General features: G+C 63.5%; 14 protein-coding genes. 8 read left to right on the plus strand and 6 right to left on the minus strand.

All coding sequences use genetic code 11. The annotated features are described in order from the left end of the window. The first annotated feature begins 215 nt into the window (after window positions 1-215). From istA to WDLP6_RS29325, 3 genes are all read left to right on the plus strand, one after another. Window positions 216-1,739, plus strand: coding sequence for an IS21 family transposase (gene istA, locus WDLP6_RS29315; protein ID WP_162571147.1), 1,524 nt, complete (start codon window positions 216-218; stop codon window positions 1,737-1,739). After that, on the plus strand, window positions 1,732-2,571 hold the full coding sequence (gene istB, locus WDLP6_RS29320; protein WP_162570835.1) for an IS21-like element helper ATPase IstB: 840 nt from the start codon (window positions 1,732-1,734) through the stop codon (window positions 2,569-2,571). Before istA ends, istB begins: the two co-directional genes overlap by 8 nt. 112 nt (window positions 2,572-2,683) lie before the next feature. Further along, window positions 2,684-3,313: a hypothetical protein gene (locus WDLP6_RS29325; protein WP_162570836.1), complete on the plus strand. Its 630-nt coding sequence runs from the start codon at window positions 2,684-2,686 to the stop codon at window positions 3,311-3,313. A gap of 90 nt (window positions 3,314-3,403) precedes the next feature. Here the strand turns inward: WDLP6_RS29325 and WDLP6_RS29330 are convergent, their stop codons facing one another. The 3 genes from WDLP6_RS29330 to WDLP6_RS29340 form a co-directional block, all read right to left on the minus strand. Next, window positions 3,404-3,583 carry a hypothetical protein gene (locus WDLP6_RS29330; RefSeq protein ID WP_162570837.1) on the minus strand — a complete coding sequence of 60 codons (180 nt, stop codon included), beginning with the start codon at window positions 3,581-3,583 and terminating at the stop codon, window positions 3,404-3,406. A 177-nt stretch (window positions 3,584-3,760) separates the two neighbouring features. Then, window positions 3,761-4,030 (minus strand): hypothetical protein, encoded by a 270-nt coding sequence (locus tag WDLP6_RS29335; RefSeq protein WP_162570838.1) that lies wholly within the window; start codon window positions 4,028-4,030, stop codon window positions 3,761-3,763. A 7-nt stretch (window positions 4,031-4,037) separates the two neighbouring features. Beyond that, the gene (locus WDLP6_RS29340) at window positions 4,038-4,376 is read right to left on the minus strand and encodes a hypothetical protein (RefSeq protein ID WP_068674326.1); all 339 of its coding nucleotides are present in this window, start codon (window positions 4,374-4,376) and stop codon (window positions 4,038-4,040) included. A gap of 472 nt (window positions 4,377-4,848) precedes the next feature. On the opposite strand from WDLP6_RS29340, the gene WDLP6_RS29345 reads away from it, so the two are divergent. Further along, window positions 4,849-7,392: an isoleucine--tRNA ligase gene (locus WDLP6_RS29345; RefSeq protein WP_162570839.1), complete on the plus strand. Its 2,544-nt coding sequence runs from the start codon at window positions 4,849-4,851 to the stop codon at window positions 7,390-7,392. A 15-nt stretch (window positions 7,393-7,407) separates the two neighbouring features. Here the strand turns inward: WDLP6_RS29345 and WDLP6_RS29350 are convergent, their stop codons facing one another. Continuing rightward, a complete protein-coding gene (locus tag WDLP6_RS29350) occupies window positions 7,408-7,797 on the minus strand; it encodes a helix-turn-helix transcriptional regulator (RefSeq protein WP_162570840.1) in 390 nt (129 codons plus the stop codon). Window positions 7,798-8,065: 268 nt separating this feature from the next. Then, on the minus strand, window positions 8,066-8,287 hold the full coding sequence (locus WDLP6_RS29355) for a hypothetical protein (RefSeq protein WP_068674320.1): 222 nt from the start codon (window positions 8,285-8,287) through the stop codon (window positions 8,066-8,068). 443 nt (window positions 8,288-8,730) lie between these two features. On the opposite strand from WDLP6_RS29355, the gene WDLP6_RS29360 reads away from it, so the two are divergent. The 4 genes from WDLP6_RS29360 to WDLP6_RS29375 all read left to right on the plus strand — a co-directional run bounded on the left by WDLP6_RS29360 (window position 8,731) and on the right by WDLP6_RS29375 (window position 11,199). Then, the gene (locus WDLP6_RS29360; RefSeq protein WP_162570842.1) at window positions 8,731-9,822 is read left to right on the plus strand and encodes a hypothetical protein; all 1,092 of its coding nucleotides are present in this window, start codon (window positions 8,731-8,733) and stop codon (window positions 9,820-9,822) included. 101 nt (window positions 9,823-9,923) lie between these two features. Further along, window positions 9,924-10,346, plus strand: a complete 423-nt coding sequence (locus tag WDLP6_RS29365) for a hypothetical protein (protein ID WP_162570843.1) — start codon at window positions 9,924-9,926, stop codon at window positions 10,344-10,346. Continuing rightward, complete coding sequence (locus tag WDLP6_RS29370; RefSeq protein WP_162570844.1) at window positions 10,343-10,669, plus strand: hypothetical protein; 327 nt, start codon at window positions 10,343-10,345, stop codon at window positions 10,667-10,669. The genes WDLP6_RS29365 and WDLP6_RS29370 overlap by 4 nt, the downstream gene beginning before the upstream one ends. Window positions 10,670-10,710: 41 nt before the next feature. Continuing rightward, window positions 10,711-11,199 carry a hypothetical protein gene (locus WDLP6_RS29375; protein WP_162570845.1) on the plus strand — a complete coding sequence of 163 codons (489 nt, stop codon included), beginning with the start codon at window positions 10,711-10,713 and terminating at the stop codon, window positions 11,197-11,199. Between the two features lie 678 nt (window positions 11,200-11,877). Here WDLP6_RS29375 and WDLP6_RS29380 read toward each other — a convergent pair. Then, window positions 11,878-12,519 (minus strand): hypothetical protein, encoded by a 642-nt coding sequence (locus WDLP6_RS29380; protein ID WP_162570846.1) that lies wholly within the window; start codon window positions 12,517-12,519, stop codon window positions 11,878-11,880. Window positions 12,520-12,600 lie beyond the last annotated feature (81 nt).

The following is a 12,600-nucleotide window of genomic DNA, read 5'->3' on the forward strand; positions in this document are numbered from 1 at the left end:
TGCTAGCTTTGCGTACCGTCACTTATTGCACTGAAAACGAGGAGACCCCGACTACAGGCCTGGCCCGAGTTGACCGGCTCCCGGCTGCTGCGTGAGATCCGGGTGTTGACGCCGACCGAAAACTGACCATCTAGAGGTCGAAGTGCCTACTGAAAATTGACCAGGGTGTTCCACTGACCTGCTGAAACTTTCAGCAGGGAAATTAGGTGATCACCATGGACATGATTGGCAAGGTCAGGCGCATGAAGCTGCGCGACCAACTCTCCCTGAGCGAGATTTCCAAGCGAACCGGCTTGGCCCGAAACACGGTCAAGAAATGGCTCAAGGCCCCCGGCCATGAGCCTCCGAAGTACGAGCGACGCGTCGTTGAGCGCAAGCTCACGGCGTTCGAGGGCACGCTGCACCAGGCGCTGGCGGCCGATGCGCACCGGCCCAAGCAAAGCCGGCGTTCTGCAAGGGCACTGTTCTCCCAGATCCAGGCGCAGGGTTACCGCGGTGGCTACAGCGCGGTCACGGACTTCATCCGGGCGTGGCGCACGCGCTCTGACAGCAGTCCGGCCAAGGCGTTCGTGCCCTTGAGCTTTGAGTTGGGCGAGGCGTTCCAGTTTGACTGGAGCGATGAGGCGATGGTGGTGGGCGGCGTGTTCTACAACGTGCAGGTCGCGCATTTGAAGCTGTGTGCCAGCCGAGCGTTCTGGCTGGTGGCGTATCCCAGCCAGGGGCACGAGATGCTGTTTGACGCGCACACGCGCTCGTTCCAGGCGCTTGGCGGGGTGGCGCGGCGGGGCATCTACGACAACATGAAGACCGCGGTGGACAAGGTCAAGCGGGGCAAGGGGCGCATCGTCAACGCGCGCTTTGCGGCCATGTGCAGCCACTACCTGTTCGACCCGGACTTCTGCAACGTGGCCTCGGGTTGGGAGAAAGGGGTGGTGGAGAAGAACGTGCAGGACAGCCGCCGGCGTATCTGGATCGAGGCGAGCACCCGGCGCTTCGGCTCATTCATCGAACTCAATGCCTGGCTGGCAGAGCGTTGCCGCTCGGTGTGGGCCGACACGTCGCACCCGATCCATCGACAGTTCACCGTGGGTGAGATGCTGGAGTTGGAGAGGGGCCACCTCATGTCCATGCCGACGCTCTTTGATGGTTATGTGGAGCGCCTGGCCCGGGTAAGCAGCACCTGCCTGGTGGTGGCCGCCCGCAACCGTTACTCGGTGCCGTGTGAATGGGCGGGTCACATCGTGAGCACCCGGGTGTATCCGGAGCGGGTGGAGGTGGCTGCCATGGATGCGGTGGTGGCCAGCCACGCCCGGCTCTCGGGCAGTGGACAGACCGTCTTTGACTGGCAGCACTACATCGACCTGGTGCAGCGCAAGCCGGGTGCGCTTCGCAATGGAACACCCTTCCTGGATCTGCCGCCTGCGCTGCTGCGGCTGCGGCAGTCTTTGTTGCGCCACGCCGGAGGTGACCGGGTCATGGCGCAGGTGCTGGCGGTGGTTCCGCAGGCGGGTTTGGAGGCGGTGCTGGTGGCTGTAGAGCTGGTGCTCGAAGGCATGGCCCCCAGCGGCAGCATCAGCGTGGAGCACGTTCGCAATGTGCTGGCGCGGTTGAACAACCCGGTGACCCCAATGCAGGCCGAGACCGCGCTGCAATTGACCTTGGCGCCCAAGGCCGACACAGCGCGGTACGACCGGCTGCGTCCCACCCACCTGGATGATCAGGAGGTGCGTCATGCGTGATACGACACGGGATGTTCACGCGCAGCTCAAGGCATTGAGGTTGAACGGCATGGCCGTGGCCTGGGCGGATCTGGTCGAGCAAGGTGGGGACTCGACGCTGGATGCCTCACGCTGGCTGGTGGAGCATCTGCTGCAAGCCGAAGATGCGGACCGGGCGATGCGCTCGATTGCGCACCAGATGAAGTCGGCCCGCTTCCCCATGCACCGCGACTTGGCCGGGTTCAACTTCGAGGTGTCGCAGGTGGACAAGGCGCTGATCCAGAAACTCTCAGACCTGTCCTTCACCGACGATGCGCAGAACGCTGTGCTGATCGGTGGGCCTGGCACGGGCAAGACGCACCTGGCCACCGCACTGGGCATTGCCGGGTTGAGCCGGCACGCCAAGCGGGTGCGGTTCTACTCCACGGTGGATCTGGTCAACGCGCTGGAGCAGGAGAAAGCCCAAGGTCGCGCAGGCCGCATTGCCATGAGTTTGGTGCGCATGGACCTGGTGGTTCTGGACGAACTGGGCTACTTGCCGTTCAGCCAGTCCGGTGGTGCCTTGCTGTTCCACCTGCTGTCCAAGCTCTACGAGCACACCAGCGTGATGATCACGACCAACCTGACCTTCGCGGAATGGTCCAGCGTGTTCGGGGACGCCAAGATGACCACCGCGCTGCTCGATCGGTTGACGCACCACTGCCACATCATCGAGACCGGAAACGAGTCCTACCGCTTCCGCCACAGCTCCAAGGAGGCCAAGGGCCGCATCAAGTCCAGGGAGCAGGAGCGCAAGACTTCAGCCAGTCAACCCTTGAATGAAGGGAGCGAGAAACCAGGAACGTCTCTATAGTTATCCACAGCTGACCTCCTGCGGAGGCAGCCTTAGCCCCTGGTCAAAATTCAACCGGCACAGCTGGTCAATATTCCATCGGCGCCAACAGCTAGGCGGCAATGCGCATGATGTGGTGCTGACCGACGGCAGTGGCCTGCTGACCGCAATTCGCCATTCCGTTCTTAGAGACCCAGTGGCGGCTGCGCAGCAGTCGCCCCGTGCCAATCCGGCAAACCTGAAGGCCATCCAGGATGAGCTGGTCCGCTGGGCAGACGCCAACGAGCCCGCCCCGGACGAGGTGAACGCACTCCAACTGCTTTTGCGTCGGCTAGGCGACCTGCGCTCCCGCTCGACCTCGTGCTTCGACAGCACGAACGTGCTCGCGGCGATGCTGACCGGCGTCGCACCTTCCCTTTCGACGGCACCACTTCATTACGCGATGTGGTTTCTTGTCGAAGCGTCGCTCCAGCATGGCCGCACCAACGCCTTCGACAGGACGGATGAGCTTGTACGCCAAGCGCGGTCCGGCGATTTTTTGCTGTCAGAGCAGGACCTGCCGGGCGGGTCCGGCGCCCCTGCGATTCCCGGCTGGGCACGCAAGTCGACGTTGCGGCTTGGCCGCAAGTACAGCGCTGGCTTCTCGCAGGCCCCCTGGGAGGGCGTAATGCGGTGCCTGCAGATGGACGATGCTGAAACCGAGCGCATGCGCGAGATGTACCTCACCTGCCTTCAGCACCCCAGCCCGACTGCTTGCGGTTAGGCAGAGCGCGGCGTTCGGTCGGTGGCGCGAGCACAAGCAACAGCACGGTCCGCACCGGCCGCGCCGCCAGCGGCCCAGGCGTTAAATGCGCTACTCGCCGGGAGCTCGGTCGCCCTCGGTTTCGAAGTTCTGACGCGCCGCTGCCCGGAGCACCTCGTCGGATTCGTGGTCGTATGTCTGGAAACCCCAGGCCTCCAGGTAGCCGACCAGCTCAGGTCGGGAAGCGCGTTCGATAGCCTCAAGGCTGCGGAGGAGCGGCAGAATCGTCATTCCCGACATTGTCTCCCAGGTCGCCACCTGTCCTCTGAGCGAGGTGCTTTGCCTGGAGAAGTGCCCTGCCTGCGTAGATTCCCGGCCGCAACCGAATTGCCTTCGCGCGTCGTGCCAGGAGCTGAGGTGCTTCTGGCACAGGCAAAGCGGGGCCCGTCGCGAGCACACCCAAGGGAGCTAGTCGTCCAGGTGCCGCGGACGGACCACCGGCTTCGAGTCCTTCAAGTCCTCGGGGGCCGACAGGTCCCAGACGAGATTGCAAGGGAAGACGACCTGGCACGCGGCCTTGATGAGGTTCGGCTGGCTTTTGTCGACCTTTCCGAAGAACGAGAAGACGTCCCTGCCGGAAATTTGCTTAAAAAGTGCGAGCAGGACCATCACCACAAAGAGCCAGAACCACCAGTGGCGGTGAAGTGGCTTGTCGTCTGGCCGTTCGTCTTCCGACATCAGCGCTTCAGGCGTTGGCCGCAATTGGCATGGCCATGCCGAGCGCCGACGCGGCGAGGGCGTTCTCGCCTTCGCTACCTGCGAGCGAATAGCCGCGCTCGAGCAGCCGCCGGGTGTAGTACTTGTTGTACATAAACGCCCAGATGATGCCGATGGCGAGCGCGCCGATGCCGAAGGTCATCAAGCCGATGATGACGGCGATGACGAAGCCGCCGATGAAGGTGAGGAAGTCGCCCCGGAAGAGCGCTGGGAAGAATCCGAAGAAGAGCGTCGTCCATGAGAAGCCGTAAAAGCCATTCTTCATGAGCCCGGTGTCCTTGTGCCGGAGAGCGATTCGAGTTGCCATGGCTGAGTTCCTCTTAGTGTTGTTAGTGTGCTGCCGGCCGTTCGACCCAATTTCTCACGTCGTGCACCAGGGGCAGTCTACGAGCGAGTTCCCGTACCGCCGGCTCGAGGGAGTGGTTTGTGTGCAGCATTGCGCACTTCGCTTCCTTGGATGGCGAGCGGTGGTATGGAAACTACGGGCCCCGCGCAGACCGGTTGCCCGCTGGCGGTTGCTCCGTGCAGCTATTCTTGGCCAATGGCCCTAAAACGTGAAAGAATAGATGCAGTTCGTTTAAAATGTGAGTGCCTATACAAGGCGTCACACTCAATCAAGCACATCGTGTCCAAGCACTGGTCCTTCTCGATTATTCGCACCTCCGCTGCCGCAGAGCACCGGGGGCGAATTACGTTGGGCGATTAGCCCCACCTTCGACCTCGACCTCCCAAGGCAGCGACTCACCCTCGCTGCCTTTTTGCTTTTCTGGACCCGAATCATGTACCACCTCAATCTCTTCAAGTCCTCGTTCGAACTCCCGCAACTGCATGCGGACAAAGCACCCTACCTCGCCCTCTGGGGCGCGCCGGCGACCGTGGACGCCTTGCATCGCAATCCTGTTGGCAAACCGCTCTTCCTGCTGCACGACGGACCTCCGTACGCCAACGGCGGCTTGCACCTCGGCCACTTTGTGAACAAGACCCTCAAGGACGCGCTCGTCAAGTTCAAGCGCCTGGACGGCTACTTCGCGCCCTTCGTTCCTGGCTTCGACTGCCACGGCCTGCCCGTGGAGCTCGAGGTCGAGAAGCTTGGCGTCTCAAAGGACGACCCCCGAGCCTTCGTCGAGGCCTGCCGAGCCTACGCGGAAGGCCAGGTCGCCAACCAGACCGCGGAGTTCCGCACCTTCGGGGTCGCTGCCGACTGGGAGCAGCCGTATCGCACGCTCGACCCGGAGTTCGAGGCCGGCGCAGCGCGCCTCTTCAGCGAGCTCCCCAACGTCGCCAAGCGGCTGCGGCCGGTGCACTGGTGCCCCGACTGCGCGTCGCCCCTGGCTGAAGCAGAGGTGGAGTACAAGGAGCGGGCTTCCGACAGCCTGGTCGTGCTGTTCCCCGTCGAGGGGCTGGAGAACACGTTCTTGCAGGTCTGGACCACGACGCCCTACACCCTGCCTGCCAACAAAGGCGTTGCCTACAGCCCGGCGCTCGACTACGTGGCGGTGGCGGACGGCGCGCGCACCCTGGTGCGAGCCCGGGCTCCGGAAGACGCCGCTGATACGCCTACGTTCGACCTGGCTGGCCGCCGCGCCTACAGCCCCTACACCGGAGAACTGGTTCCCTTGCTGCCTGCGGACTACGTGACGAGCAGCGGCACCGGCCTGGTGCACCTGGCGCCGGCGTTCGGAATGGACGACTTCCGGGTGGGAGAGGCACACGGCCTGGCGGTCGAGCACTACGTCGACGAGCGCGGCCGCTTCCTCCACGGCGAGATGGCCGGGATGAGCCTGCGGGAAGGCACGGCCCACGTGCTTGAGCGCGTCGCACCGCTCGTTTTCTCGCACGAGAACGTTCAGCACGAGTACCCGCATTGCTGGCGTCACAAGCGCCCCGTCTTCTTCCGCGCGTCGTCCGAGTTCTTCATGGAGTTAGCGGACGTCGGTCCCCGCGCGCTCGATGCGCTGCAGCACGTTCATTTCGTGCCGGAGGGGTCGCGGGAGCGGCTCAGCAGCATGCTGCGCTCGCGCACGTCCTGGTGCCTCTCCCGCTCCAGGCTTTGGGGGACACCCCTGGTCGACGCCTCCGACCCCGAGGACCGCGCCCTGGCGGCCCGAGTTGCAGGGGAGGGCGTCGAGGCATGGCATTCTGCAGGTCCACGTCGTACCCTCGATGTGTGGTTCGACAGCGGCGCCACGCATGAGCTCGTCATGAAGAAGCGCTTCGGGCGGACAGCGGACGTCTACCTGGAAGGTACTGACCAGCACCGAGGCTGGTTTCAATCTTCGTTGTTGACAGCGGTGGCCGCCGGCGGCCCGGCGCCGTACAAGGCCTTGCTCACCCACGGCATGGTGGTCGACGAGCATGGCCGCAAGTACTCGAAATCCAGCAAGAACTACCTGCCGCTGGACGAGCTCTTCAAGCGTTACAGCCCCGACGTGCTACGCCTCTGGGCCCTACAGCAGGATTTCACCAAGGAGCTCAAGCTGTCGCCAAAATCGCTGGACCAGACGGTGGAGCGCTACCGCAAGGTGCGCAACACACTCCGGTTCTGCTTGCAAAACCTGGTCGACTTCGATTTCGACTTCGCGCTGGCGGAACTCACCCACTCGCAGAACCGCCTGCAGGTCCTCGAGCTCCGGGAGCTGGTGACCGGCGTGCAGGAGGCCGCCGGCTTGTACGACTTCGCAGCGGCGACCGCGCTGCTCTTGAAGTATGCGGATGCGGTCTCCAGCGACTACTTCACTGCTGTCAAGGATGCGCTTTACTGCGAAGCTGCAGGCTCGGAGCGCCGGCGCGAGGTCCAGTACGTCCTGGCCTGCGTGCTCAACACCCTTCTGCGCCTGCTGGCCCCCGTTTTGCCGTTCACCGCAGAAGAGGTCTTCCAGTCGGTTCGTGATGCGCTGCGTCGTGAGGAGGCATCTGTGCTCCTGCTGACGCTGGGAGACCTGGCGCTTCCCTCTGTCGACACCCCGGACGAGCTTCTGGCCACCTACGACCAGCTGAAAGCGCTCAAGCGCGAGGTCAACCAGTACGTCGACGCGCACCGGCAGGATGGCCTGAAGTCGGCAAGCTCGCTTGAGCTGGCGGTGGTCGTGCCCGACACCCCTGCGGCACTCCTGGTCAGCGAGGCGGAGATGGTCGACTTCTTCGGCTGTGCCGAGGTGCGGCTCGGCCGCGGAAATGGGTACGGCGTACGCGTAGTCAGCTCCGAACGCGGGCTGTGTCCCCGGTGTCGCAGGCACAGTCGCACGGGGCTGTTTCTGGACCTGTGTGCACGCTGTGATGACGTGGAGGGCACGGCAGCGGCGCTGGGGGCCGCTGCGGCCTGAACGGAGCACCCGGCCTCAGGCCAGGCCGTGCCATTCGCCAAGCAGTTCGACCAGGCGGCGGTCCGAGAGCTGCCTGCTTGCGCAGGCCGCGACCAGCGCCTGTACCGCGGCTTGTTGCAACGGAGACAGCGAGGACAATGGGGTGCCAGCAGCAGACGCTTCAGGAGCCTGTCTGCGGTGCCCCACCTTGCTCGGCGCTCCTTCGGGCTGCCTGAGGTCCTCAATGGTCACGCCCAGAATACTGGCGAGCTTCTCGAGCGTGGAAAGCCTGTCGAGCCCTTCCCCCGCTCGCTCCATCTGAGACACCCGGGCCTTGCCGACGCCTAACTCCTTGCCGAGCGCAGTCTGCGTCAGGCCTGCGGCGATACGCAGTTCCCTTAATCTTGAAGGTGCAATGATTGTCATCAGGGAAAGAATACCTGTACTTTGGTACACCTATTCTAAACTACTCGGGCCAGGGCCGGAGGGCCCTTCTGGACATTTTCTTGAGCGGCGGAGAGATTTCCAGGTCGTACGCCGAAATCTGAAGGAACTCTTGCCATGGCGCAGGCCGCAAGCGTCGGCTCCGCACGAAAAAAGCCGCCCGGGAGGGGCGGCTGAAGAAGGGGGATGCGCTTAATTGCCCGAGTAGGCCTGGGCGGCGCGGCGGCAGAACATGTGACCAACGTCCGGTTCAAGCCGAGGGCGGAAGCACGTAGCCCAGGTTCAGCAGCAAGCCATCGCACCAAGCCTGGGATTCTGCGTCCCAGCCGTCGTCGCCTTTGGAGCCCGGATGCCAGTTGCGGTAGTCGGTGTGCAGGTCGGTGAAGGGCGCATTGCGCACACGCGGCGTCTTTTCGATGAATGCCACGCGGTTCGCGACCTCGTTGATGTCGGTTCCTTCGATGCAGCGCATCGAACAGTGATGAGCGCCGGGTACGGCAAGCCAGGCAGTGAGGCGCTGACCGGCCGCGGGAGGCGATTGGAGTTTCCGCATACAGGGTCCTTGAGAGTTGTCCTTTTACCTGTAGCCACCGCGTCCGCTGCCGCCAGGGGCGTTGGCCTAAAAGCGCCGCGTCGCCTGACTGCGTTCGGCGAGCAGATGTCCAGCTTTCTGGACAATTCCGCCCCTTTTGCCCAGCCCGTTGAACAAATGGCCGGAGGTCTTAAGCCTGCGAGACCGCAGGAGTCGCTATAGGCGGTACGGGTTCCATTGCCCATCCGCCTGCGCCCTTCGGGGTATGGAAAAGCAATGTTTTCAAGGCACTGTGCCCATCCATCCGATTCACCGGAAGGTTGCGCTCAGCAAGGCAGGCACTGGCGACAAGACAAGCGACCTTCCAGGTCAAAAGGACAACCATGCAGTTTTTTATCGGACGCCTCCGCGTCACTGACGCCAATGACAGCCACGCAGTCAACTGCTGCGCCAGCGCAATGGACCGGCACGAAGCCGCGGAGCTCTTCTCTCGTCGCGCTTGTACCTACGGGTGGGGGCCGTTCACCGTAAGCGCCGACGGCTCTTTCTCCTTCAAGGAGGACCGCGGCCGCAACGTTCGCGTGGAAGAGGTGCTCGAGGTCAGCGCCGTCACGTTCCAAGAGCTCGCGCAATCGAAGTGGTTCGACGTCTGCGACTCCGGTCCGGCGGCCGTGCTCGAGTGTGAGGAGCCCAGCGAGCGCGTGAGAACGCTGTCGCGGCGCATCGGCCGGCAGCTGACCAAAATGGACGCCAAGGTTGCTCACAGCAAGCTTTTGCATGCAGTGGCTGCCAGCATCGGCGAGACGGACTGGCAAGTACTCGTGCACCAAAGGACCCCCACTGTCTGCAGCGCGCCCGACCAGGCGCCGCATTCGCAGACGGAGATTCCGGGAACTGGCTTCTTGTACCGGGTTCCGGTGTCAGTCGACACGAGCATGACCGCTATCGTGCTGGCGCGAGGCGATACCCCGGAGGACGCCATCGAGGCCGCCCGGCAGTTTGCAGCTGACGGCAAGGCACACTTCGAGGTTGACGACGGCAACTACCGCGGATTGGCCGACCACTACTGTCCCGACAAGAGCGAAGACGTGGTCTACCGGGTGGACGAGCCACAGGGCACCTCGGAGGACCCGAAGCTCGGCGGCGCCGTCTACGGCCCCTATGCCGTGGAGCTCACCAGCCTTGGCGGCTGCGACGACGAGCTGTTGTGGGCAGACCTGAGGGTCCTCACGGCAGACCGGTCGGTGGCAGACACCGAATCGTGCTTGTCCGCATGCCTAGTCAGCGCCACCCAGGCTGAGCGGGTGAAGTTCTGTGACAGAGTGGCTGCGCTCATGTACCGGTGTGCACCAGACCTCAGCAAGGTCAACCCCGACGACGTTCGCGGCCTGTTCGTGCGCGCTGTGCAAGGTGACCAGAGCGACGCTGCGTTTATCCAGATTGAACAAGAGGGCCTCCCTCCCAAGAAACCATAACCGGCTGGTCGTGCGATAGCGCACATCATTCCTGCGGCTCACCTTGGTGGGCCGCTTTTTTCTTGGTTCGCCGTGGCGGTCCGCTGCTAGCATCGGCTGCCATGCCGCATGCCCACCCTCCGGACCCCACATCGACGAGCGTCGCGCGCGCCGCAGTCCATACGCGGCTGAGCGACTTGGCGGACGTAGGCCTTAATGTGGCGCTCGCGCCCTGGCGCCTCGTGCGCATCCTTCTGTCGACCGCAGCGCCGCGGCTGCGAATCCTGGCACTTCTGGCACTGGTTCTTGCTTGTGCTTTGGCAGTCTGGCTCATGTCCCCCAGTGGCATCCTTGCCGCAGCCTTGGCCATCGCGTTCAAGTGGGACCTGCTGCGTGGTCTCGTCTACGCGGCAGGCATGTTCCTCAGCCCCGCGCTCCGTGCCGCCGTGGGCGCCGCTGCCTTCATGACCCTGTCCGCCATTTTTCTTCACGCCATCAGGCGGGCTAGCGTCGACCAGACGAAAGAACGCGTTTCGCCTAGATGACTTCGGAGGTCCGCCTAGCGCTCAAGAAACTCGCCATCGAGTTCGGCGAGCTGCTGGACGACCAGGGGTTCCCGTTCGGGCGACTGCAGGAACTCGACTGCATCGCCATCCTGGCCGGCGCGAGTGACTGGGCGGCTTTCAAGGTCGACCCTTTGCGATACCGAGGCGGCCCGGACTGCAAGCAGTTGCGGGCAGCGGCGGTGTTCGAGCACCTCAACCGACGCCCGAACGTCCGGGCTGTGCCGCCGGCAACGTTCCTGGACGTGCTCGGGAAGCTCAACCTCCCAGTAAGGTGGCAGCGGGGGATAAGTGCTGAGACCTAGACGGTGCATTCCCCTTTCTCAGCCCCTGACCCGCCAGCACCATGAAACCCGAATTCGACCAAGCCCTTTGTGAGAAGTACCCCCTTGTCTTCAAGGACCGACGCGGTGACCCGAGCCGCACGCTGATGTGCTTCGGCTTCGAGGTGGGAGATGGCTGGTACTCGCTCCTTGACGCTCTCGGCAGCCTCCTGGAGGCGGACCATCGGGCTGCCGTGCGCGAGTATGAGCACAAGCGGAGTATCGAGGGAACGGTGCCCTACAAGGGAGCAGAGCGAGTGAGCGCGGTCGACGTCGAACGTGCACGCCTGGCCATGTCCGCCGCGGCCGACCGCGTCCCTGTCGCGGTCCAGGTGAAGGAAAAGTTCGGCACCCTGCGCTTCTACGTCTCCGGCGCCAGCGACGAGCAGTACGCCTACATCGCATTTGCCGAGGCGATGAGCGCACGCACCTGCGAGGTTTGCGGCGCGCCGGGCGAACTTCGCAATTCCGGATGGATTAGGACGCTCTGCGACGTGCACGACACTGAGTAGCCTGGCTTCCGGCGCAAGCAATGCATCGCGGCATCGAGCCGTAAGCTCGTAGTGCTCGGCCAAATCAGGTCAGGCCTCTGATGGCCGGGCTTAGCGCCGGCTGTCCGTCTCGCAACGCCGGCACGCGCTTGCTGTCGGCACAGACCCGCTTCATGGCTATACGCGCTATCAATCGTTCAACCGTGCCAGCTCACCTCAGTGTGCGGGCCGAACAGGAGGAAATATGGAAGATTTGGTCACGAAGGTCACTAGGGTCATGCCCAGGCGCGATGGGTCGGAAGTCAAACTAGTGGCACAGGCGTACTTTGGCGCTGGCCTACACCGCTCGACGGGAGTTGACGTGTATCGCCGAGCGAGCCCCCATCAAAACTGGCAGTTGTGCAGCGACCAGCCCCACCCCGATTGGCGAACCCTGTCCGTCGATGCGTACTGCAAGCAGGGCCGGTCAGAGAAATTGCAAGCGGCCTCTCTGGGGGAAATCCTTGCCGTCGCCGCCCTGATTGGAAAACCGCTCCACAGCCTGCCTTCCGGTATCGAGCTTCAGTAACCGTCATTCCCGCCCACCGTGCGCTACTGCGCGCCGTGGGCGTCTTTTTTCTGCGCACTCCAGCCAGGTGCCGATTTCCCCTGAATGACGGAAAAAGCCCCGACCGAGAGTGGTCAGGGCACTGAAGGAGGTTAGGGGCGGTTGTCCTTACCGCAACGCTGGCACGCGCTACCGTAGTAGTTTCCGACGGTCATGAAGACGCCGCAGCCGTGGCATCGATAGCGCTCAGGCGCCTGCCGCTCGGGCTTGACCAACAGCGCTCGAAGCCACGGGTCGCTGAGTGCCGTCTTGTGGTCAACCGCACCTGCATCCACCGCTGGGCGACGCTGGGCTTCGACCAGAGTTCGGGGCCACGCAATGCCGGGGATGCCGTCCAGCTCGTCTGCACGGAACAGGCCTGCCAGGCCCAAGTTGGTCGCCGAGCTACCGTCACGCGTGCGAAAACAAATATCGTTTCCGATGTAGCGACGGTTGGCGTCCTGCACGTAGAAGAGGCCGCTTGCTTTCATCGCCTCGAAGGGGATTTCCTCGTGACGCGGCAGGTATTGCATGTCCACAACCGGGCGGGCGTGGTCGCGCAGGTAACCGGTCGGCCATGGGATGTCGGACTCGCGTGACGCGTGCTGCTTGAATGCGTCGAACTCGGAGAAGGGTTCAGCCTTAGACAAATCCGAGGTGTAGCCGCCACCGATGGCCCACCACATCAGGTTGTCGCCAACGTTGCCGCGGCTGTCCTGCAGGTGGAACGAAGGTGCTTCTGGGGAATTTCTCATTGTTGCTCCGTAGGTTTTCCTGGCTCCTATAGCGAGTGCCGCGGCGTTTGGGAGTGGGTCCCCCTAAAATAAATCCCTCGC

Source organism: Variovorax sp. PBL-E5, assembly GCF_901827185.1.
GTDB lineage: Bacteria > Pseudomonadota > Gammaproteobacteria > Burkholderiales > Burkholderiaceae_C > Variovorax.